The organism is Streptomyces sp. NTD107, assembly GCF_059510435.1.
Genome location: NZ_JCAJZV010000005.1, coordinates 26,803 through 47,664, shown reverse-complemented (window position 1 = coordinate 47,664; position 20,862 = coordinate 26,803). Strand labels below are relative to the sequence as shown.

Genomic DNA, 20,862 nt, shown 5'->3' with positions numbered 1-20,862 from the left:
GCGGCGGTGTCCTCAGCGGTGGGTGGCGTCGACGGGGATCCGGGCGGTGGCGCCCTCGCGCAGCACGGTGGCCTCGATCAGCCCGTACGGACGGTCGGCGGCGTAGTAGACGGCACCGTCCTCGGTCTCGTTCGTTATCCCGAAAGGGGTGAGATCAGCCAGGAGGTGATGCTTGTTGGGCAGGGAGAGACGGATCTCGTCGATCTCGGGACGGTGGTCGATCACCTGGGAGCCCATCGCGAACAGCGTCTGCTGGAGCGAGTACGAGTACGTGCCGGCGAAGGCGTTCAGCAGCCGGCGTCGCGCCTCGGCGTGGCTGGTGTCCCAGTCGGGGGTGCCGTCCTGCGGGCCGGCCCAGCGGTGCCGCCACAGCGCGGTGACATCGGTGGCCAGGATCCGGTCCCGGGTCTCGGCCAGGGTGGTGTAACGGTCCTTGAGGAAGCCGTGGAACTCGGAGTCGGTGGAGTTCAGCACGGTGAGGCCGGTCAGTCCCGACAGCGCCTCCCAGCCCTCCTCGCGGTCGTGGGTGATCTGGGCGGTGCGCACCCCCCGGCCGTCCCGCAGGAAGGAGTGCTCGCCCTCGCCGGGGGTGGCGATCCGCTCCCAGGCGTAGCTCTCGATGCGGATCCGGGCCCGGGTCACGGTGGGCTGGGATTCGGTGAAGTGCTGCGCCAGCAGGGTGCCGAAGCGTTCCGGCGAGCCGATGCCGTACTCCTTGGCGAAGGCGAACACGGTGTTCTTGGTGGCGTCGGTGGTCAGCACGCTGGTGTTGGAACCGGAGTAGTGCACCTCGTCCATGTCGCCGGAGAGGGCGATGGAGACCTGGAGGTCCTCCAGATGGTGGGTGGCCCCCTCGCGGGTCACCTTCACGATCCGGGTCTCCGCCTTGCCGTACTGGTTCTGGCCGAGTATGGGCATCGGGATCAGCTCCCTCGGTAGACGGAGTAGCCGAACGGGCTCAGCAGCAGGGGTACGTGATGGTGCTCGCCGGGGGCCACGGTGAAGGTGGTGGTGACCTCGGGGAAGAACGGGCCGGCCACCGCGAAGCGCAGCCGGGCGGTGGTGGCGGCCGGCGGCAGCGGGGCCAGGTCCTTGCAGCGGCCGTCGGCGTCGGTGACGGCCGTGGCGTGCACCCGCCAGCCGGTCCCGTCCGGGATCGACAGTTCCACCGCGACGCCGGTCGCGGGGCGGCCTTCGGCGGTGTTGAGGATGTGGGTGGAGATGGTGGCGGCGGCGGGGTCGGGGTCGGGGTCGGGGTCGGTGAGCAGTCGGGTCAGCCGGAGCCTGTTGATTTTGGCCAACTCGGTACGCACCGTCTCGCGCTCGGCCTCGGGGGTGGCGGCGAGCCGGGCGCGCAGCGCCGCCCGCAGTTGTTCGCCCGTCAGCCCGGTGGCGCAGATGAGGAAGACCTGGCCGAACCGGTCCTGGTAGGCGTGGTTCAGCTCGCGCATCTCGGTGGCGAGCGCGGCCGGGGCGCCGGCCATGCCGCGCTGTTCGCGGGCGGAGGTGGCGTCGCCGGGGGCGGGGCGGCCGATCGGGGGGTGCGCGGCGAGCGCCCGGCCGATGCCGGCGGGGTCCAGACCGGCGGTGGCGGCGTCGGAGGCGGCCAGCAGAGCCTCAAGACCGGGGTACGGTCGCCCCGCCACCAGTGCCCCGGCCCAGGCGGGCGCGGCGCAGATCTCGTGCAGCGCGTCGAGCGCCGTGCGCTCCGGCGCGGCGTTGAACCGGTCGAGGCGCGCGGGAGGGGCCGACGGGGAAGGCGGGGACATGGCCCCAGCTAACCGGGCACTCCGAGTGACGTCAACAGTTTGTTGAAGATCACGCTCACGGGGGAGCCCACCGGCGCCCGCCGGCGCCCGCCGACATCAGCCGTTCTGTTCGCGGTTGAGGTAGTTGTACACGGTGAACCGGCTCACCCCGAGGGCGCCGGCCACCGTCTCCACACCGTGCCGCATCGCGAACGCGCCCCGTGCCTCCAGGGTGCGCACCACCTGCTGTTTGGTCGCCCGGTCGAGCTCGGCCAGCGGCATGCCGTGCCGGCGGCGCAGCTCGGCCAGGATGTGCTCCAGCGACCCGGACAGATCCGGCAGCCGGACGGCCACCGCCGCCGCACCCTCCCAGGACAGCACCACATCGTCGGGGCCCGCCTGTCCGGGGGTGATCAGCTCGCCGCCGATGGCGTCGACCAGCGGGGCGACCGCGGCTATGAAGGAGGCCGCCGAGGAGCCCGCGCTCGCGCCGGCGCCGCCGGGGCTCACGAGGCGGCGCCGTCCGGGGCGGCGGCGCCGCTGCCCTCGACCACGTTCAGCTGGAGCGAGATGCGGGTGGCACCGACCGCCAGGGACTTGCTGAGCAGGTCGTTCACCAGGGTCAGCACCTCCTCGGCGCCGCCCTCGACCGTGTTGCCGAACGGGCCGACATCGACGGTGTCCAGCGCCGCGCCCAGGGCCACCTCGCGGGCCATCAGGGCGTGTGCCGGGGGCTCATCCAGATTGAAGGGCTCGGTGGTGAACTCAAGTTTCAGTCGCACCGGGCCAACCTAACCCGGCCACCCCCGCCGGGCGGCGGCGTCAGGGGGCGCCGTGCCGTGCGGGCGGCAGCACCCGGTGCCGCGGCACACCGAACAGTTCGACGGCCTCGCGCAGCTGGACCACCGCCGGGGCCAGCGCGCTGACCGAACCGACGGCCGCCGCGATCTGGAGCAGCGCGGTGCTCAGCGTGGTGTCCTCGGGGATGCCCGCGGTGAGCAGGTCGAGCAGCGCGGCCAGCTCACGCTCCGCCACTTCCCGGTCCGCCAGCGGTGCCTGATAGCCGCTCAGATCCGTACGCAGCCGCTGCACCGCGGCGCGCAGGGCCAGGAGCCGGGGGTCTCCCCCATCGGCCACCGTGCTCGCACTGACGCGCACGGCCTCAGCTTCGCCTGCCGCCACTCGGCCCTCCCCTGCCGTTCACACCACCCAGTGCGCCCGCGCCCGCCAGGCGCATGCTTGGCGCCGGCCCGCCACGAACAACGACAGTAAATATCACTGTCCGCACATTGCGCCATACGGAGGGCTAAAGTCCCGGTCACATTCGCGTGAATGCTCGCGGCACCCTTGACGCGCCCCGAATGGCGTACAGCCACCACCCGTGAGCATACTCCTGCGTGATCAAGGGGCCATAAGGAACACTGAGATGGCCCAGTGCCGGCCCAGGAGCGTCCGATGACCCAGAGCAGGCCCGTGCGTTGTCCGGCGTGTCGCCGCGAGCACAGCTATGTCCCCCCGGAGTACCCATGCTCCTGCGGGGCACCCGTGTCCGTACCGGTGCTGTGGGACGGTACCCCCACCCAGATACGGCATCGGTCGTGGGCGGCGTCCTGGGCACAGCTCGACTGCCCGTCCTGCGGCCGGGCGGGGCAGTGGCCGCAGCCGGAGTTCGACTGCCCGTGCGGGGTGACGGTCCGGCTGTCCGCCGACCGGCCCGGGCCCGGGGCCGGACGGGGCGGGGCACCGGAGCGGTCACCGTTCCAGCCGCTGACCATCAGGACCGGGTACGACGCGGTGGCGTGCGCGGCGGCGTTTCTGCGCTGGCTGGGGTTCCGCGATGTGCGTACCGCCATGCCGCGCCCGCAGTCGGGGGTGGATCTGCACGGCCTCGGTGTGGTGGGGCTGGTGGACGCGACCACCGAGGCGACCGGCACCCGGGAGATCGAGACGCTGTGGATGCACGGCCTGCTGGAGCCGGCCCGGGCGGTGGCCTTCTCGCTGGCCGGGTTCGACCGGCAGGCCAGAGCGCGGGCGGACGAGCTGCGACTGCCGCTGTTCGTCCTGGATCTGACGGGTGCGCCGCAGCCGGTGAACGACCCGGCGGACATCCTGCTGCGGGACGGCGCGAGCCCGCGTGCATGAACCCGTGTCCATGAGCCCCTGACAATGGCTGAAAACAAGGGGTACGCCCGCGCGTGACGGCCGTTGCCGCCCGCCGACCACTCCGGCTTCCCCGGGTACGGTCGTCGAAGCGCGTACCCGGCGGCCCCCGGGTCCCGCCACCGCGGTGACGCCCTCGTCGTCATCACACCGGACGGCTCAACCCGTCGGCAGGGGAGGGTGGATGCGGGCGGTGCGGGTGTCGGTGAGGGGGTGGCCGGTGGCGCGTTCCCGGGTGGCCACGATCTCGGCCGCGATGGACAGGGCCGTCTCCTGCGGGGTGCGGGCGCCGAGGTCAAGGCCGATGGGCGAGCGCAGCCGGTCCAGTTCGGGCTCGGTCAGCCCGGCCGCCCGCAGCCGGTTCATCCGATCGGTGTGGGTGCGGCGCGAGCCCATCGCGCCGATGTACGCCACCGGCAGCCGCAGCGCGGTCTCCAGCAGCGGCACATCGAACTTGGCGTCATGGGTCAGCACACACACCGCCGTCCGCTCGTCCAGACGCCCGGCCGCCGCCTCGGCGGCCAGATACTCGTGCGGCCAGCGGACCACCACCTCGTCCGCCGCCGGAAAGCGCACCGGGGTGGTGAAGACCGGGCGGGCGTCGCACACCGTCACCCGGTAGCCGAGGAACGCCCCGGCGGCGGCCAGCGCCGCCGCGAAGTCCACCGCGCCGAACACCAGCAGGCGCGGCGGCGGCACCCGGCTCTCCACCAGCACCGTCGCACCGCACTCCAGGCGCACCGGGCCGGTGCGGCCGGCCCGCAGCATCGCCCGGGCCCGGGCCACCGCCGCACCGTCCACCGCCGCACCGTCCACCGCCGCACCGCCGCCGCCGAGCGACCCGTACGGCTGCCCCGCCGCCGGCACGTACAGCGCGCCGCCGCCTGCCAGCGGGCGGACCAGAGCCCCGTGCCCCGCCGTCAGCGCCCGCGCCAGCACCGGCCGCAGCGCGGAGTGCGCCGGCACCGGGGTGATCAGCACCTCGATGCTGCCGCCGCAGGTCAGGCCGACCGCGAAGGCGTCCGCGTCGCTGTAGCCGAAGCGCTCCACCCGCACCACGCCGTCCGCCAGCGCCGCCCGGCACAGCTCGTACACCGCGCCCTCCACGCAGCCGCCGGAGACGCTGCCCACCACCGTGCCCGCCGCGTCCACCGCCAGCGCCGCGCCCGGCGGTCGCGGGGCGCTGCCGCGTACCGCCGTCACCGTGGCCACCGCGAACGGCCGGCCGTCCCGCAGCCACTCCCCCAGCTCCCCGGCCAGCTCCAGCACGGCGCTACGCCGTGCCCGTCAGATGCTCCGGGCGCACCGGCACCCGGCGCAGCGGCAGCCCGGTGGCCTGCCGGACGGCGGCCACGATCGCCGGGGTGGCCGACAGCGTGGGGGCCTCGCCGACCCCGCGCAGGCCGTACGGGGCGTGGTCGTCGGCGAGTTCGAGGATGTCGAGCGGCATGGGGGGCACATCCAGGATGGTGGGGATCAGATAGTCGGTGAAGGAGGGGTTGCGGACCCGGCCGTCGGGGCCGACCACGATCTCCTCCAGCACGGCGAGCCCCAGGCCCTGCGCGCTGCCGCCGTGGATCTGACCGGCCACCGACAGCGGGTTGAGCGCCTTGCCGACGTCCTGGGCCGCCGCCAGTTCGATGACCTTCACCAGGCCCAGCTCGGTGTCCACCTCCACCACCGCCCGGTGGGCGCAGAAGGAGTACTGCACATGGCCGTGGCCCTGCCCGGTGCGCGGATGGAACGGCTGGGTGGCGCGGTGGTGGAACTCCCGCTCGATCTCGATGGTCTCCTCGCCCAGCACGTCCGCCAGGGTGGCCAGCACCGCGCCGTCCGCCGTCACCACCTTCCCGGCGTCCAGGCCGGCCGCCGCCGCGCCGAAGCGCTGCCGCGCCCGCCGCAGGACCTGCTCCCGTACCGCCTCGCAGGTGAGCTTCACCGCGCCGCCGGTCATATAGGTCTGCCGGGAGGCGGAGGTGGAGCCGGCCGAGCCGACCGTGGTGTCGGCGGGCAGCAGAGTGACCTGGGTGACGCCGAGTTCGGTGCGGGCGATCTGCGCCTGTACGGTGACGCCGCCCTGGCCGACCTCGGCCGCCGCGGTGTGCACCACGGCCACCGGTTCGCCGCCCACCACCGCCAGCCGGACCCGGGCGGTGGAGTAGTCGTCGAAGCCCTCGGAGAAGCCGACGTTCTTGATGCCGACCGCGTAGCCCACGCCGCGTACCACGCCCTCGCCGTGGGTGGTGTTGGACAGCCCGCCGGGCAGCGCCCGTACGTCCACCGCACCCGTCGCGGACTCCCACTCGCGCGGCGGCGGCAGTGGCCGGGCGGCGACCCGGGCCAGCAGCTCGGCGACCGGGGCGGGGGCGTCCACCGGCTGTCCGGTGGGCATCACCGTGCCCTGCCGCATGGCGTTGCGCTGCCGCAGCGTCACCGGGTCCAGCTCCAGGGCTGCGGCGAGCTTGTCCAGTTGGGCCTCGTAGGCGAAGCACGCCTGCACCGCGCCGAAGCCGCGCATGGCGCCGCACGGCGGGTTGTTGCTGTAGAGCGCGAGCGCCTCGATGTCGGCGGCCGGGATCTCGTACGGGCCCAGGCTGAGCGAGGCGGCGTTGCCGACGACGGCCGGGGAGGAGGAGGCGTACGCGCCGCCGTCCAGGACGATGCGGCAGGCGACGTACAGCAGGGTGCCGTCGCGCAGCGCGCCGTGTTCATAGGAGAGCTTCGCCGGGTGCCGGTGCACATGCCCGAAGAACGATTCCTCGCGGTTGTAGACCATCTTGACGGGGCGTCCGGTGCGCAGCGCCAGCAGGCAGGCGTGGGCCTGCATGGACAGGTCCTCGCGGGCGCCGAACGCGCCGCCGACCCCCGAGAGGGTGAGCCGTACCTTCTCGGTCGGCAGGCCCAGGACGGGGGCGAGCTGCTTCTGGTCCACGTGCAGCCACTGGGTGGCGATGTAGAGGTCGATGCCGCCGTCCTCGGCGGGGATGGCGAGCCCGGATTCGGGGCCCAGGAACGCCTGGTCCTGCATGCCGACCTCGTACTCCCCGCTGACCACGATCTCGGCGCGGGCCCGGGCGGCGGCCATGTCGCCGTGCCGGATGGGCTGGCGGTGCACGATGTTGGGGTGCGGGGTGTGCGCGGCGTGGTGGTCGGTGCGGTGGGGGTGGAGTACGGGGGCGCCGGGGGCGGTGGCGGAGGTCTCGTCGTGGACGACGGGCCGTTCGCGGTAGTCAACGGCGATCAGGGCGGCGGCGCGGCGGGCGGTCTCGGGGTGGTCGGCGGCGACCAGGGCCACCGGCTCGCCCTGGTAGCGCACCACGTCGTGGGCGAGGACCGGCTGATCGCTGATCTCCAGGCCGTAGTGGGTGGCGGCGGGCAGGTCGTGGTGGGTGAGGACGGCGTGCACGCCGGGGAGCGCGAGGGCGGCGGTGATGTCGACAGCGCGGATCTCGGCGTGCGGGTGGGGGCTGCGCAGGGTGTGGCCCCACAGCATGTCCTCGTGCCACAGGTCGGAGGAGTAGGCGAACTCGCCGGTGACCTTGAGGGCGCCGTCCGGGCGGTGGGTGGATTCGCCGATGCCGCCGGTGGTGCCGTGGGCGCTGCGCTGGCTGAGGGCGCCGGGCCGGATCGTGGTCATGTCAGGCCCCCGTGGTGCTGCCGGGGTGCCGGGCCGGATGCCGGGCGGCGGCCAGCCGTACCGCGTCCATGATCTTCTCGTAGCCGGTGCAGCGGCACAGATTGCCGGCCAGGGCCTCGCGGATGTCGGCGTCGGAGGGGTCGGGGATCCGTTCCAGGAGTTCTTCGGTGGCCATCAGCAGTCCGGGGGTGCAGAAGCCGCACTGCACGGCGCCGGTGTCCAGGAAGGCGCGCTGGACGGGGGCGAGTTCGCCGTCGGCGCCGGTCAGGCCCTCGACGGTACGCAGGTCGGCGCCCTCGGCCTGGCCGGCCGCCACCAGGCAGGCGCACACCAGGTCGCCGTCCATCCGGATGGTGCAGGAGCCGCATTCGCCCTGTTCGCAGGCGTTCTTGGCGCCGGGGAGGCCGAACCGCTCGCGCAGCACGTACAGCAGGCTCTCGCCCTCCCAGACGTCGTCGGCCTCCTGTCGGCGTCCGTTGACGGTGCAGGTCACGCGCACGGTGTGGGCCCTTTCCGGTAGGCGTTCCAGGTCCAGTTCAGGGTGCGGCGGGCGAGCACGCCGATGGCGTGCACCCGGTAGCGGGCGGTGCCGCGTACGTCGTCGATGGGGCGGCAGGCGGCGCCGGCCAGTTCGGCGAAGCGGCGCACCACGGCGTCCGGGAGGGGGCCGGGGCGTTCCCAGGCGCCGGCGCCGGCCAGCGCGCCGGTGAGGTAGTCCTCGGCGTCGGTGGCGCGTACGGGGGTGGGCGCGGCGGAGCCGATGCCGGTGCGGACGGTCCTGGTGTGCGGGTGCAGGGCGAGGGCGAAGGCGCACACGGCGATGACCATGGCGTTGCGGGTGCCGACCTTGGCGAACTGCTGTGGCCCGGTCGCCTTGTCGATGTGGATGGCGCGGATGAGTTCGTCGGGAGCGAGGGCGTTGCGTTTGACGCCGGTGTAGAAGGCGTCGATGGGGATGCGGCGGGTGCCGCGTACGGATGCGGCCTCCACCTCGGCGCCGGCCGCGAGGAGCGCGGGGTGGCTGTCGCCGGCCGGGGAGGCGGCGCCGAGGTTGCCGCCGACGCTGCCCCGGTTGCGGATCTGCGGGGAGCCGACGGTGTGGGCGGCGAGGGCGAGGGCGGGCAGTTCGGTGGCCAGGCGCTGGATGACGGTGGTGTACGGGACGGCGGCGCCCAGCCGTACGGTCCGCTCGCCGGTCTCCCACCGGCGCAGTTCGGGGATGCGGGAGAGATCAAGCAGCCGCTCGGGGCGGCGCCGGTCGAAGGTGAGCTCGACCATCACATCGGTGCCGCCGGCGATGGGTACGGCGTCGGGGTGCGCGGCCTTGGCGGCGAGCGCGTCGGCCCAGCCGGTGGGGCGGAGGAAGTCCATGCGGCGGTTCTCCCTGGGTGGTGGTGGACCCAGTAGAACGCCGGGCGGCCCGCGGGGGCAGTCACCGAAGGGCCGAAGCACCCATTCGCCCGCGCCCCCACTTCTTGTAGGTTCGTATGAGGAATTGGGGTCGGCAATGGGGCGGCAGCCCACCGGCAACACCGACGACATCGGCGGACGGACATGCGACTGCGCACACTGCTCGCGGACCAGGCGCTCGGGCTGCGGCTGCTGCACGACGGCGGCGATCTGGACGCCCCGGTGCGCGGCGTGATGACCACCGATCTGCGCGACCCCAGCCGCTATCTGCGCGGCGGCGAACTCGTCCTGACCGGGCTCGCCTGGTGGCGCGGCCCGGCGGACTCCGAGCCCTTCGTACGGATCCTGGCCGGGGCCGGGGTGGCGGGCCTCGCGGCGGGCGAGGCCGAACTGGGCGCGGTGCCCCAGGACCTGACCGCCGCCTGCGCGCGGCACGGGCTGCCGCTGTTCGCGGTGGTGCGGGAAGTGGCCTTCGCGGAAATCACCGAACACGTGGTGCGGCAGATCTCCGGGCACCGGGCCGGGGATCTGGCGGCCGTCGTGGACCGGCACCGGCGGCTGATGTCGGCGGGTCCGGGCGAGGACGGGCCGCAGGCGGTCCTCGCCCTGCTGGGCACCGATCTGGATCTGCCGGCCTGGCTGCTGTCCGCCACCGGGCGGGTGATCGCCGGCTCGGGGCGGGAGCCGCTGCCGCCCGGGGTGGGCGCGGAGCTGGCCGCGCACCGGATGACCGCGGCGGCGGCCGGGCGGCCGGGCCCGTACCGGGTGCCGATCGGTGCCGACGACACCGTCGGGTACGCGCTCTTCCCGGTCCCGGTGCCGGGCCCGGCGGGCGCGGGCGGCGGGCGGGCCGCCGCGCTCACCGGCCGGCAGCTGGCGGTACGCGCCGACGCCCGCGACTGGCCGGCCGAACGCCGCGACCTGATGGCCAAGGTGGTACGGCTGATCGCCGCCGAAGCCGACCGGCGCGAGGCGTCCCGCACGGTGCAGCGGCGGCTCGCCCGGGAGATCCTGCGGCTGCTGCGGGACGGCGCCGCGCCCGCCGAGGTGGCGGCGCGGCTGCGGGTGGCCGGGCCCATCCTGCTGCCCGGGCTCGCCGAGCCGAGCTGGCAGGTCGTCGTCGCCAGGGTCGAGATCGACGGCGCGGGCGAGGGCGCGGGGGTGGCCGAGGCGGTCCTGGAGGAACTGCTGACCGCCGTCCCCGGCCGTGGCGAACCCGCCCTCGTCGCGGGCACGGCGGACGGCGAGGCGGTGGCGCTCGTACCCCTGCCCGCACCGCCCGCCGAGAGCCCGGCGCTGCGGGCCGAGACCGTACTCGCCCCGGTACGTGACGTCCTGTCCGCCGGTCTTGGCCCCACCGGCCGGCTGACGCTGGGGACGAGCGCCCCGGTCGGCGCGGCCGGCGGGCTGCGCGGCGCGCTGGACGAGGCCCGGCACGCGCGGCGGGTCGCCGCCGCCCGGCCCCAGCCGGTGTGCGGGGCCGGCCACGACGAACTGGCCTCCCACGTACTGCTGCTGCCGTTCGTCCCGGACGAGGTGCGGCTCGCCTTCACCGCGCGGCTGCTGGAGCCGCTGCGCGCCTACGACCGGCAGCACCGCTCCGAGCTGATCCCCACCCTTCAGGCGTACCTGGAGGCCGACGGCTCCTGGACCCGGTGCGCGGCCCGGCTGCATCTCCACGTCAACACGCTGCGCTACCGGATCGGCCGGGTCGAGGCGCTGACCGGCCGGGATCTGACCCGCCTTGAGGACAAGCTGGACTTCTTTCTCGCGCTGCGGCTGAACGGCTGAGCGGCTGAGCGGCGCTCGGTGTCAGCGGGTCCAGGGCCTGATGCCCAGGAACCCGCCGTCGGGGACCGTGCGATAGGGCATCTCCTCGGTCCACTTGCGGCGCCCGCCCAGCAGCGACGCCACCAGCGTCACCACCACCCCGGCCAGCGCCCAGATGCCCAGCACCACCAGCGGATTGGTGAGGGCGTGGCCCTGGAAGTACGCGATGGAACGCACCGCCCAGGTGCCGGCGCCCGGGATCATCCCCGAGCCGATGCCGCGCCAGAAGGTGGGCAGCAGCGCGGTGCCGATCGCGCCGCCCGCGCTGGGGTTGCCGAGGATCACCACCACCAGCAGCGCCAGCCCGATGCCGATGACCCCGAACAGCGCCTGGAGCGCGAGCGTGAACGCCCCGGTCGCGAACACCACCAGCGCGCCCACCAGCGCCAGTGCCAGCACCCGCCCGGGCAGCGCGTCCAGGACCGGACCCACGATCACCGCGCCGCCGAGCCCGGACAGCAGCGAGAACACCAGCAGGGCGCCGAGCCGGAACAGCGCCCGGGGTACGGTGCCGGCCCGGCTGCCGGCGCTGATCGCCAGCGCGGCGGCGCACAGATAACCGCCCACCACCCAGCCGATGACCAGGAAGAACGAGGTCAGACCGCGCGCGTCGGCGCCACCGGCCGGAGCCACGTCCTGGATGTCCAGGGTCCGGTTCGCCGAGGTCTCCACGGCCAGCATCAGCTGCGCGAGCACCTCGGCGGTGGACGTGCCGCCGCCGGTGGCCACCAGCAGGGTGTCCTGGGTGCCGGTGCCGTCCACGATCAGCGCCCCGTCCACGTCCCGGTGCCGCACCATGCGCAGCCCGTCCGCCTCTTCGGTCGTGGCGTGCTTGACATGGATCGGATTCCCGGGCAGCCCGTCCAGCTCCGAGACGAGTTGCTTCGCCATCTCCTGCGGCGCCACCAGCGCGATCGGGATGCGGTGCGGCTTCGGGTCGTGCAGCGCGCCCACATAGGAGGTGATGAACGCCCACTGCAACAGCAGCGCACCCAGCACCAGCAGCGCGGCGCGGGGCGTCACGGCGCCGCGCAGCGAGCTGAGAAACCCGCCGCGCGCGTATCCGGATATCGGCTCCATACCTGGCATCGTGCGGGCGAGGCAGGGCGGATGCCCAGCTGGGATCGGCCATTGGGGATTTGTGAACTGATTCACGCACGCCTCTTGGCCGGGCCCGGTGGCGCGTGCTGAGATGCCTGCACAGTCATCACGTACGCACATTCACGCGTGCACCATCGGCTCAATGACGCGCCTGGAGGGCAATGTGGCGGACACCGCCATACCACCGACCGTTCCCCTGGACAGCGCGGTGTGGCGGCTTCGGTCGCGTGGCTGCTGGCAGGACGCGGCAGCGCTGCTGGAGCGCCCGGCCGCCACCTCACCGGCGGCGGCGCTGCGCCGCGCCGAGCTGCTGGTGGAGTGCTGCATGTTCACCGGCGAGGGGTGGGCGCGGGCGGAGGACGCGCTGCGCGCCGTGGAGTCGATGGCGCTGACGGACGAGGAGCGGGGCGCGGCGGCGGGCGAGCGCGGCTATCTGGCGTACGCCTCGACGTTACTGCGGGTGCGGGACCGTACGGACGAGGCGCGGGCCGCGCTGGGGCGGGCGGCGGCGCTGCTGGCCCCGGACTCGCCGGGGCGGGCGCTGCTGGACTTCCGGCGCGGGCTGATGGCGCAGCATGTCAGCGGCAACGCGGAGGCGGCCGAGGCCGGTTACCGGCGCGCGCACGCCGAGGCAGTGGGGCGGGGCGACGCGCTGCTCAGTTCGTACACCTGGCGGCATCTGGCGGCGCTGGCCCAGGAGAAGGGCGACCTGGACCAGGCCCGCGAGGGCTTCACGCACAGCCTGCGGCTGCGTGAGGAGACCGGCTTCCTGGTGGGCATCGCGCCGGCCCTGGTGGCGCTGGCGGAGGTCCAGCCCGAACCCGACGCCACCCGCCTGCGGACGGAGGCGTCCCGCCTCTTCCATCTCCTGGACCGGGTTCCCCGCTGGCTGACCGCCCAACTGACACCACCGTCACCGGCGGCCTGACCGCCGGAACCGGACGCCGGGCACGCGGGCGCCGGCGCACGGACCCGGCGCCGGCCCGGTCACCCCGATGACCGGACGCCGCAGGCGACCGGAGCCCGGTGCCCGGACGCCGGGCCAGGGCCCGTGCCCTGGCGCGGCGGCGGCGGCGGCGGGGCGGTCATCCCCCGATGACCGGATGCCCAGCCGCGCGCCTTCCCTCTCCTCCCCTCGCACCGGAAAGCCGCCCGCAGGGCGCCGTTCCGGTTACCTCCCGCGCCGGACGCAGGTGAAGTGCTCGGTCGCCAGTTGTTCCGCCGCCTCCGTGTCGTGGCGGCGGAGCGCGTCCAGCAGGGCGGCGTGTTCCAGGGCGTCGGCCAGGAGTTCGGCGGTGCCGGGCAAGGGTCCCTGGACGGCGGGGCTCTGGGAGCGCCGGTGCAGATCCTCCGCTATCAGCACCAGCTGCCGGTTGCCGGTCAGCCGCAGCAGCGCCCGGTGGAAGCAGCGGTCGGCCTCCGCGTAGGCGGCGCGGTCGCCGACCGTGGCGGCGGTGACGGTCGCGTCGGCCAGCGGGCGCAGTTCGTCCCAGCGGTCGGGCGGCAGGGTGTGCGCGAGCCGCATGATGGCGGGCACTTCCAGGGCGGCCCGCACCTCGGCGAGTTCGGCGGCGTCGCGGGCGGTGTGGCCGGCGATCCGGAAGCCCCGGTTGGGCACCGTCTCCACCGCCCCCTCGCTCGCCAGCTGCTGCATGGCCTCGCGCACCGGCGTGGCGGACACGCCGTACCGTTCGGCGAGCACCGGCGCCGAGTACACCTCGCCGGGCGCCAGTTGGCCCCCGGCCAGCGCGTCGCGCAGCGCGGCGAGCACCTGGGCGCGTACGGAGTGGCGTTCCGGCAGGGACCGGGGCCGTACCGGCAGGGGCGGTTTCTCGGGGCGCAGCACCGGCGCGTCCGGGGCGGTCGCTATGTACGAATCCACGCGGGCGCCCCCTTCCCTGGAAAAAGTGCTGCCGAGCACCCTAGGCCGATATCGCCCGAGATCAAACCCCCTCCTTGATCGGGTAAGGTAAGCCTTACCTCTCCGTCTCGCCCTTGCACTTGATTCGGTGGCACCATGCACGTCTCCGCTCTCGCCCCGGCCCTTCCGCTGGCACCCGCACTCGATCGTGCGAATGACGTCCTGAGCACCCTCCGGTTCACCGAGGAGGAACCGCGCGGCGGCCCGGGCTGGGTGCGCGGCAGCGATCTCGCCGCGGCGGGGCCGGTGCTGGAGTCCTTCCTGGCCTGGGACGACGAACGCATTCTCGCCGACTACGGGCAGCGCGGCAGGCCGCAGGTCGTGGCCAGTTTCGCACTGCACCGCTACGCGTGGCCCGCCGCCGTCCTGTTCACGCTCCCTTACTTCCTGCTGCGCCGGGTGCCGTGGCTGGCTCCGGAGGATGTCGCATTCCATCGCGCGGATGGCCTGATCACCGCGCGTCCCGGCGCGTTCAGCTGTCTGCCGGACGATCCGCTGGCCGGCCATCCGCAGGCCCGGGTGGTGGCGGACGAGGAGGCGCTGCGGGCGGCGGTGCGCGAGGCGGCGGCGGCCCATCTGGGGCCGGTACTTGAGGGCTTCCGGCCGCGGATGCGCCGGGGCAGCCGGGCGCTGTGGGGGATGGCGACCGATGAGCTGACCGAGAGCCTGTGGTACGTGGGCTCGCTGCTCGGCGAGGAGGAGCGCGCGCTGGCCGAGACGCAGTTGCTGCTGCCAGGTGGCACCACCCCCTATCCGGGTGGTGCCGCGTTCCGGGATCTCACCGGTCCGGATGGTGCGTTGCTGCGCACCCGGGACCGGGTCAGCTGCTGCCTCTTCTACACCCTGCGTCCCGAGGCCACTTGTGTGACCTGCCCGCGCATGTGTGACAGCGATCGGATCGAACGGCTGTCGTCCGTTCGCTAAAGGTTTCGCAACAAATCGCACAAGCCCCGTCCACGCCTCACCCATTGGTGGGGCCGGGTTGTGAACCCCACCAGCGCGAGCCCCCGTTGGCACAGGATGCTGGCGGAAACACAGCCGCGAAAGAGGTCCTTCCGAGCCGGGTAAGGTGCACCGCTATGACCGACATAGAGTTCAGCTGGGTGATCGCGGGGGCCGTGCTCCTGGCCGGCGCCCTGGTCGCGGTGACCCTCATGAGCAGGGGACGCAAACCCGCGGCAGCGGCTGCCGACGGAGCGCAGAGCGACTCGTGGGAAGTGATGGAGGAGCGCCGCCGGCGCAAGGAGCGCGCGTACGCGACCGCCTCCTATCTCCTTCTGTTCTGCTGCGCCGGAGTGGCGGCGGCGCTGTCCTTTCAGGGTCTGGTCGGCTTCGGCCGGGAGAACCTCAACCTCTCCGGCGGCTGGGAGTACCTGGTCCCGTTCGGCCTGGACGGCGCGGCCATGTTCTGCGCGGTGATCGCGGTGCGCGAGGCGAGCCAGGGCGACGCGTCGCTGGGTTCGCGGATGCTGGTGTGGCTGTTCGCGGGAGCCGCCGCCTGGTTCAACTGGGTGCACGCGCCGCGCGGTGACATGCACGCCGGTGCCCCGCAGTTCTTCGCCGGGATGTCGCTGTCGGCGGCCATCCTCTTCGACCGCGCGCTCAAGCAGACCCGCAAGGCGGCGCTGCGCGAGCAGGGCCTGGTGCCGCGTCCGCTGCCGCAGATCCGGTTCGTCCGGTGGATGCGGGCGCCGCGCGAGACGTTCGGTGCCTGGTCCCTCATGCTGCTGGAGAACGTCCGCACCCTGGACGAGGCGGTGGAGGAGGTCCGCGAGGAGCGCCGTACCAAGGAGTTGGCGAAGGCCCGCCGCAAGGAGCAGCGCAAGCTGGACAAGGCACGGATGAAGGCACTGGGCCGGCAGCAGCGGGTCGAGGTCGAGGTGGAGCAGGCGGGCGGCGACCGGTCGGAGCCGGCGGCGCTGGAGTCCGGTCAGGTCCCGGGCGGCCGGCGGGCGCTGGACGCGCCGGGGGTCGGCAGCAAGGGAAGCGGTGCGGCGGGGTCCTCCCGTACGGGTTCGGATCTGTCCGGTGCGGACGGCCGGCTGAACTCCCTGGAGGAGAAACTGGCCCAGATCGAGCGTCAGTTCGGCTGAACCGGGACCCGCCTGCCCCACCGCTGAGCGGAATGCGGCAGCCTGGGGCCCATGGGGATATGGCAGCTGTTGCTGGTGGGCCTGGTAATGCTGCTGGGCCTGCTGGGCACCATGGTGCCCGCGGTGCCGGGGCCACTGGTGGTGTGGGCGGCGGTGTTCTGGTGGAGTTCCGCCGAGGGCACCTCGCAGGCGTGGTGGGTGCTGGTCATCACGACCGCGCTGTTACTGGTCCATCAGGTGGTGCGGTGGCTGCTTCCGGCCGCCGCCGGCCGCGGGGACGCCGGGGTGCGGCGGCGGCAGTTGCTGTTCGCCGGCGGGACCGGGATCATCGGCTTCTTCGTCCTGCCGGTGGCCGGCCTGGTGCCGGGCTTCGTCGGGGCGCTGTACGGGTGGGAGCGGGCCAGGCTGGGCGATCATGGCGCGGCACTGGCCTCCACCCGGGTCATCATGCGCTCGGTGGGGCGCCGGATGCTGGTCGAACTGGCGGCGTGTCTGCTGGTGACGGGGTTGTGGCTCGGCGTGCTGCGCTGGGGCTGAGGGCGGGCCGTGGCAGGCTGCGGCCATGACGGAGCAGGTGGAGTTCAGCGCCGCCGAGCGCGCCTATCTGGCCACCCAGCGGCTCGGCCGGCTGGCCACGGTCGATCCCGCGGGGCAACCCCAGGCGAACCCGGTGGGCTTCTTTCCCCGGGACGACGGCACGGTGCTGATCGGCGGCCACGCGATGGGCGCCTCCAAGAAGTGGCGCAATCTGACGGCCAATCCGCTGTTGTCGCTGGTCGTGGACGATCTGGCGAGCGTGACACCGTGGCGGGTGCGCGGGGTGGAGATCCGTGGGGTGGCCGAGCTGCTGGTGGGCGAGGTCGATCTGGGGCAGGGCTTCGGCCCGGAGGTGATCCGGGTCCGTCCGCGCCGGATCATCAGCTGGGGACTGCCGGACTGACAGCAGCGGGCGGTGGCCGCGTACGGCGATTCCGGTACGGCGGATGCCTGTCACCGCATGACGACGGCGCGGGGTGGAGGCGGGGAGTGTGGTGGGGGTCGGGGCCGGAACGGCCGGCTCCGGTTCTCCCCGCACCGCACCGGAAGGACGCACCGCCATGAAGGCTCTGCTCTCGGACAAGCGCATCCTGTGGTTCCTGTTGGTGTTCAACTCGGCCGCCGCCGTGGCAGCCGCGCTGATCATGGACAACGCCCAGGGGTACACCACCGGCGCCGGCATGGGCGTGGTCGCCCTCGGCGCCGGTGTCACTCTCGTGCACCGGCACGCGCGGCAGGCGTGACCTGCCACAGGTGGTGGACCGCGTACGAGCGCCACGGCCGCCACCCCTCGGCATCGCCGGTCGTGGCGCCGATACCGGCCAGCCCGTGCCGTACTCCGGCGTCGCCCGGCAGAAAGACATCCGGGTCCCCGAGCGCCCGCATGCGCAGATAGCCGGCGGTCCACGGGCCGATGCCGGGCAGCGCCAGCAGCGCGGCCTCGGTCTCGTTCCGGTCCGCGCCGGGATCCAGCGCCACGGTGCCGTCGGCGAGCGCGGTGCACACGGCGCGCAGGGTACGGCGCCGGGCCTCGGGCATGCCAAGCTCGGTGAGCGGGGCGTCGGCGAGGGCCGCCGCGTCGGGGAAGACATGGGTGAGGGCGCCGTCGGGGGCGGGCAGGGGCTTGCCGTGGGCGGCGACCAGGGTGCCGGCCAGGGTACGGGCGGCGGCCACCGAGATCTGCTGGCCGAGGACGGCGCGCACTGCCAGTTCGTGCGGCTGGGCGGCGCCGGGGGACCGCAGCCCGGGGCGGGCGGTCGCGAGCGGACCCAGCCGGGGGTCGGCGGCGAACCGCTCGGCGACGGCGTACGGGTCGGCGTCCAGGTCGAACAGCCGGCGCAGCCGCTGCACGGCGGTGGTCAGATCGCGCAGGTCGGTCAGCCGCAGCCGGGCGGGCAGCCAGCCGGTCCCGTCGTGCTCGCCGACCTCGGCGACGCCGGTGCCGTGCGGCAGGTCGAGGGAGCGGCGGTAGGTGCGCCCGCCCGGCTCGCCCGTCAGCTCCTCGATGCCGGCGATGGCGCGCCGGCCGAGGAAGTCGAAGATCTCCCGGGCGGCGTACGGGCCCCGGTACGCCAGCCGCAGCGGGACACCGGCCCCGTCCCGGGGCGGGACGGACCGGCAGCCGCGCAGTTCGGTGGGGGTGCGGGCGTAACTCTGGCGGATCGTGTCATTGAACTGGCGGACGCTGGAGAAGCCGGCCGCGAAGGCGATCTCGGTGACCGGCAGGGCGGTGGTCTGGAGCAGGATCCGGGCGGTGTGGGCGCGCTGGGCGCGGGCGAGGGAGACCGGCCCGGCGCCGAGTTCGGTGGTGAGCTGGCGCTGGACCTGGCGGGGGCTGTAGCCGAGCCGGGCGGCGAGGCCGGTGACCCCGTCCCGGTCCACGACGCCGTCGGCGATCATGCGCATGGCGCGGCCGACGGCGTCGGCGCGGACGTTCCACTCGGCGGATCCGGGCACCGCGTCGGGGCGGCAACGCCGGCAGGCCCGGTATCCGGCGGCCTGCGCGGCGGCGGCCGAGGGGTGGAAGGTGACATTGGCCCGCTTGGGGGTGACGGCGGGGCAGCTGGGCCGGCAGTAGATGCCGGTGGTGCGCACCGCCGTGTAGAACACCCCGTCGAACCGCTCGTCCCGGCTGCGGACCGCTTCGTACCTGCTGTCGTCGTCCATCACACCCCCAGTCTGCGCCCGGCCCGGGCCGCGTACCGGCGGAAAACGGACATGGCCGTCAGGGCGGCGGCGGGGCGGCGGCGAGTATGCCGAGCAGTTCGCGCAGGGACTCCTGCTGGGCGGCGCTGAGCGGGTCGAGCGGGGAGTGCGCGGCGAGCCGGTCCAGGACGCCGGCGCGGCGCCGGGTGCCCTCCTCGGTGAGGACGATCTGCTTGGCGCGCCGATCTGTGGGGTGCGGGCGGCGTTCGATGAGCGCGAGGCCCTCCAGCCGGTCCAGGACGAAGGTGGCGTTGGAGGGTTCGCACACCATCCGGGTGGCCAGTTCGCGGGCGGTGATCGGTTCGGACAGCTCGCGCAGGGCGATGACCTGGGACGGAGTGAGGTCCAGCTCCTCGGCGACGCCGCGCACATGGCTGTCGAGGCGCTGGGTGAAGCGATGGATCAGCTTGCAGACGTCGCGGTCGAGCTGGCTGGTCATGGAGCGAGTGTAGCGGGCAGTGGCGCCGATGATTCGAATCATGATAGTTCTGACTCACATTATTCGAACTCGAATCACCTGGAGCGCTTTCCGTGCCGCTGCCCGTCCTCTCCCTCACGCTGGTGGTCTTCGGGCTGACCACCGGCGAATTCGTGATCGCCGGACTGCTGCCCGAAGTGGCGGCCGATCTGTCGGTGTCGCTGCCGGAAGCCGGGCGGCTGGTCACCGCGTACGCCCTCGGCATGATCATCGGCGGCCCGGTGATCACCGTCCTCACCGCGCGGCTGCCGCGCAAACCGCTGATCACCGGGCTGATAGCCGTCTCCGTGCTCGGCAACCTCGGCTCCGCGCTGGTGCCCGGTTACGCCCTGGTGCTGGCCACCCGCTTCATCGCGGGCTCAGTGGTCGGCACCTTCTTCGCCACCGCCATCGCCACCGCCGTGTCGATGGCCCCGGCCGGCAAGGCGTCCTCAACCGTGGCGAAGGTCGCCCTCGGGATGAACCTCGGCATCATCCTGGGCACCCCGCTCGGCACCCTCATCGGCCAGAGCCACGGCTGGCGGGCCACGTTCGCCGGCGTCGCCGCGCTCACCGCCGTCGCCCTGCTCCTGGTGCTGCGCCTCGTGCCCGCCCTGCCGCCCGCCGCGCACGGCCCGGTGCTGCGTGAACTGCGGGTGTTCGGCGGCCGGGACGTCCGGCTCGCCATCGCGCTGACCGCGCTGGGGAACGTCGGCGTCCTCGCCGTCTTCACCTACATCGCCGCGCTGCTCACCGAGGTCAGCGGCTTCGCGGAGGGCACCGTGCCCGTACTGCTCCTGCTGTACGGGGCCGGCGCGGTCGCCGGGAACTTCGCCGGCGGGTGGCTGGCGGACCGGAGCCCGCTGCCGGCGGTGGCCGGGCTGCTCGCCGCGCTGGCCGCCGTCCTCGCGCTGTACTGGCCGGCCGCCACCCACCCCGTCCTGGCCGTCGCCCTGCTGCCGGTGCTGGGCGCGGCGGCCTTCGCGATCGTCCCCGGGATGCAGACGCGGGTGCTGACCACGGTCGGCGCCGCGCCGACCCTGGCCGTGGCGGTGAACGCGTCCGGCTTCCAGCTCGCGGCGGCCCTGGCCGGCTGGCTGGGCGGCCGGGTCATCGGTGACGGGCCGGGGCTGCGCGCGCTGTTCCCGGTCGGGGCGGGGCTCACCCTGGCCGGGGTGGCGCTGGCGCTGTACATGCTGCGCGCGGACCGCCGCGTCCAGCCGCTCCCGGCCGCCCCGGCCGCCCCGGCCACTGCGGCCACTCCCGCCGCGCGTTAGTCCGCAGGGGCCAGCCGGGCCGGGAAGCCGCCGGTGGCGATCGGGCCCCAGGTGGTGGGCGTGACCCGGATCAGGGACTTGCCCTGCTTGGTCATCGCGGCGCGGTACTCGTCCCAGTCGGGGTGCTCGCCGGCGATGTTGCGGTAGTAGGTGACCAGCGGTTCCAGCGCCTCGGGCAGATCGAGGACCTCGGCGGTGCCGTCGATCTGGACCCAGGGGCCGTTCCACTCGTCCGACAGGATGATCAGGGAGACCCGCTCGTCGCGGCGGGCGTTCTTCGTCTTGGCGCGCTCGGGGTACGTGGAGACCACGATCCGGCCCTCGTCGTCCACCCCGCAGGTCAGCGGGGACCCCTGCGGGGTGCCGTCCGCGCGGCGGGTGAGCAGGATGGCGCGGTGCCGGGGGCGGACGAACTCCAGCAGCTCGGGAAGCTCGACGCGGGTGTTGGTGGCGATGGAGGGGCTCATGGGGTCCGACCCTAGTCGA

Annotated in this window: 23 protein-coding genes; 9 read left to right on the top strand and 14 right to left on the bottom strand. The window is 74.0% G+C overall.

Features of this window, described 5'->3' with window-relative positions; genetic code table 11:
• Positions 1-12 precede the first annotated feature (12 nt).
• From pucL to AC5WRL_RS12410, 5 genes are all read right to left on the bottom strand, one after another.
• A complete protein-coding gene (pucL, locus tag AC5WRL_RS12430; protein WP_496088506.1) occupies positions 13-918 on the bottom strand; it encodes a factor-independent urate hydroxylase in 906 nt (301 codons plus the stop codon).
• 5 nt (positions 919-923) lie between these two features.
• Entirely contained in the window at positions 924-1,769 is an 846-nt protein-coding gene (gene uraD / locus AC5WRL_RS12425) for a 2-oxo-4-hydroxy-4-carboxy-5-ureidoimidazoline decarboxylase (protein WP_496088505.1), read from the bottom strand.
• Positions 1,770-1,865: 96 nt separating this feature from the next.
• The gene (locus AC5WRL_RS12420; RefSeq protein WP_496088504.1) at positions 1,866-2,258 is read right to left on the bottom strand and encodes a helix-turn-helix domain-containing protein; all 393 of its coding nucleotides are present in this window, start codon (positions 2,256-2,258) and stop codon (positions 1,866-1,868) included.
• Positions 2,255-2,530 (bottom strand): hypothetical protein, encoded by a 276-nt coding sequence (locus tag AC5WRL_RS12415; protein ID WP_496088503.1) that lies wholly within the window; start codon positions 2,528-2,530, stop codon positions 2,255-2,257. Before AC5WRL_RS12415 ends, AC5WRL_RS12420 begins: the two co-directional genes overlap by 4 nt.
• 40 nt (positions 2,531-2,570) lie before the next feature.
• Positions 2,571-2,906, bottom strand: a complete 336-nt coding sequence (locus tag AC5WRL_RS12410) for a DUF5955 family protein (protein ID WP_496088502.1) — start codon at positions 2,904-2,906, stop codon at positions 2,571-2,573.
• Between the two features lie 297 nt (positions 2,907-3,203).
• Here AC5WRL_RS12410 and AC5WRL_RS12405 point away from each other — a divergent pair, with 297 nt between their 5' ends.
• Positions 3,204-3,890, top strand: a complete 687-nt coding sequence (locus AC5WRL_RS12405; RefSeq protein WP_496088501.1) for a hypothetical protein — start codon at positions 3,204-3,206, stop codon at positions 3,888-3,890.
• Positions 3,891-4,067: 177 nt separating this feature from the next.
• On the opposite strand, the gene AC5WRL_RS12400 is transcribed toward AC5WRL_RS12405, so the two are convergent.
• From AC5WRL_RS12400 to AC5WRL_RS12385, 4 genes are read right to left on the bottom strand one after another with little or no spacing between them, the layout of a single operon-like run.
• Positions 4,068-5,177: an XdhC family protein gene (locus tag AC5WRL_RS12400; protein ID WP_496088500.1), complete on the bottom strand. Its 1,110-nt coding sequence runs from the start codon at positions 5,175-5,177 to the stop codon at positions 4,068-4,070.
• Between the two features lie 4 nt (positions 5,178-5,181).
• Entirely contained in the window at positions 5,182-7,545 is a 2,364-nt protein-coding gene (gene pucD / locus AC5WRL_RS12395; RefSeq protein ID WP_496088499.1) for a xanthine dehydrogenase subunit D, read from the bottom strand.
• Position 7,546: 1 nt separating this feature from the next.
• Positions 7,547-8,044 carry a (2Fe-2S)-binding protein gene (locus AC5WRL_RS12390; RefSeq protein ID WP_496088498.1) on the bottom strand — a complete coding sequence of 166 codons (498 nt, stop codon included), beginning with the start codon at positions 8,042-8,044 and terminating at the stop codon, positions 7,547-7,549.
• A complete protein-coding gene (locus tag AC5WRL_RS12385) occupies positions 8,035-8,916 on the bottom strand; it encodes an FAD binding domain-containing protein (RefSeq protein ID WP_496088497.1) in 882 nt (293 codons plus the stop codon). Before AC5WRL_RS12385 ends, AC5WRL_RS12390 begins: the two co-directional genes overlap by 10 nt.
• Positions 8,917-9,099: 183 nt before the next feature.
• Here AC5WRL_RS12385 and AC5WRL_RS12380 point away from each other — a divergent pair, with 183 nt between their 5' ends.
• A complete protein-coding gene (locus AC5WRL_RS12380) occupies positions 9,100-10,746 on the top strand; it encodes a PucR family transcriptional regulator (RefSeq protein ID WP_496088496.1) in 1,647 nt (548 codons plus the stop codon).
• Positions 10,747-10,767: 21 nt separating this feature from the next.
• Here the strand turns inward: AC5WRL_RS12380 and AC5WRL_RS12375 are convergent, their stop codons facing one another.
• Positions 10,768-11,865, bottom strand: coding sequence for an ABC transporter permease (locus tag AC5WRL_RS12375; protein WP_496088495.1), 1,098 nt, complete (start codon positions 11,863-11,865; stop codon positions 10,768-10,770).
• A 163-nt stretch (positions 11,866-12,028) separates the two neighbouring features.
• On the opposite strand from AC5WRL_RS12375, the gene AC5WRL_RS12370 reads away from it, so the two are divergent.
• Complete coding sequence (locus AC5WRL_RS12370; RefSeq protein WP_496088494.1) at positions 12,029-12,814, top strand: hypothetical protein; 786 nt, start codon at positions 12,029-12,031, stop codon at positions 12,812-12,814.
• A gap of 243 nt (positions 12,815-13,057) precedes the next feature.
• Here AC5WRL_RS12370 and AC5WRL_RS12365 read toward each other — a convergent pair whose 3' ends face one another.
• Positions 13,058-13,756, bottom strand: coding sequence for a GntR family transcriptional regulator (locus AC5WRL_RS12365; protein ID WP_496088818.1), 699 nt, complete (start codon positions 13,754-13,756; stop codon positions 13,058-13,060).
• Between the two features lie 147 nt (positions 13,757-13,903).
• On the opposite strand from AC5WRL_RS12365, the gene AC5WRL_RS12360 reads away from it, so the two are divergent.
• The 5 genes from AC5WRL_RS12360 to AC5WRL_RS12340 all read left to right on the top strand — a co-directional run bounded on the left by AC5WRL_RS12360 (position 13,904) and on the right by AC5WRL_RS12340 (position 17,180).
• Positions 13,904-14,731: a (2Fe-2S)-binding protein gene (locus AC5WRL_RS12360; protein ID WP_496088493.1), complete on the top strand. Its 828-nt coding sequence runs from the start codon at positions 13,904-13,906 to the stop codon at positions 14,729-14,731.
• Positions 14,732-14,886: 155 nt separating this feature from the next.
• Positions 14,887-15,900: a DUF2637 domain-containing protein gene (locus tag AC5WRL_RS12355; RefSeq protein WP_496088492.1), complete on the top strand. Its 1,014-nt coding sequence runs from the start codon at positions 14,887-14,889 to the stop codon at positions 15,898-15,900.
• A 51-nt stretch (positions 15,901-15,951) separates the two neighbouring features.
• A complete protein-coding gene (locus AC5WRL_RS12350; RefSeq protein ID WP_496088491.1) occupies positions 15,952-16,437 on the top strand; it encodes a DUF456 domain-containing protein in 486 nt (161 codons plus the stop codon).
• A gap of 25 nt (positions 16,438-16,462) precedes the next feature.
• The gene (locus AC5WRL_RS12345) at positions 16,463-16,840 is read left to right on the top strand and encodes a PPOX class F420-dependent oxidoreductase (protein ID WP_496088490.1); all 378 of its coding nucleotides are present in this window, start codon (positions 16,463-16,465) and stop codon (positions 16,838-16,840) included.
• A gap of 157 nt (positions 16,841-16,997) precedes the next feature.
• Positions 16,998-17,180 (top strand): hypothetical protein, encoded by a 183-nt coding sequence (locus AC5WRL_RS12340; protein ID WP_496088489.1) that lies wholly within the window; start codon positions 16,998-17,000, stop codon positions 17,178-17,180.
• On the opposite strand, the gene AC5WRL_RS12335 is transcribed toward AC5WRL_RS12340, so the two are convergent.
• Positions 17,146-18,603, bottom strand: a complete 1,458-nt coding sequence (locus AC5WRL_RS12335; RefSeq protein ID WP_496088817.1) for an AlkA N-terminal domain-containing protein — start codon at positions 18,601-18,603, stop codon at positions 17,146-17,148. The genes AC5WRL_RS12340 and AC5WRL_RS12335 overlap by 35 nt on opposite strands.
• A gap of 58 nt (positions 18,604-18,661) precedes the next feature.
• Positions 18,662-19,081: a MarR family winged helix-turn-helix transcriptional regulator gene (locus AC5WRL_RS12330; RefSeq protein WP_496088488.1), complete on the bottom strand. Its 420-nt coding sequence runs from the start codon at positions 19,079-19,081 to the stop codon at positions 18,662-18,664.
• A gap of 92 nt (positions 19,082-19,173) precedes the next feature.
• Between AC5WRL_RS12330 and AC5WRL_RS12325 the strand changes: the two genes are divergently transcribed.
• Positions 19,174-20,376, top strand: coding sequence for an MFS transporter (locus AC5WRL_RS12325; RefSeq protein WP_496088487.1), 1,203 nt, complete (start codon positions 19,174-19,176; stop codon positions 20,374-20,376).
• Here the strand turns inward: AC5WRL_RS12325 and AC5WRL_RS12320 are convergent.
• Positions 20,373-20,843 (bottom strand): PPOX class F420-dependent oxidoreductase, encoded by a 471-nt coding sequence (locus AC5WRL_RS12320; protein ID WP_496088486.1) that lies wholly within the window; start codon positions 20,841-20,843, stop codon positions 20,373-20,375. The genes AC5WRL_RS12325 and AC5WRL_RS12320 overlap by 4 nt on opposite strands.
• Positions 20,844-20,862 lie beyond the last annotated feature (19 nt).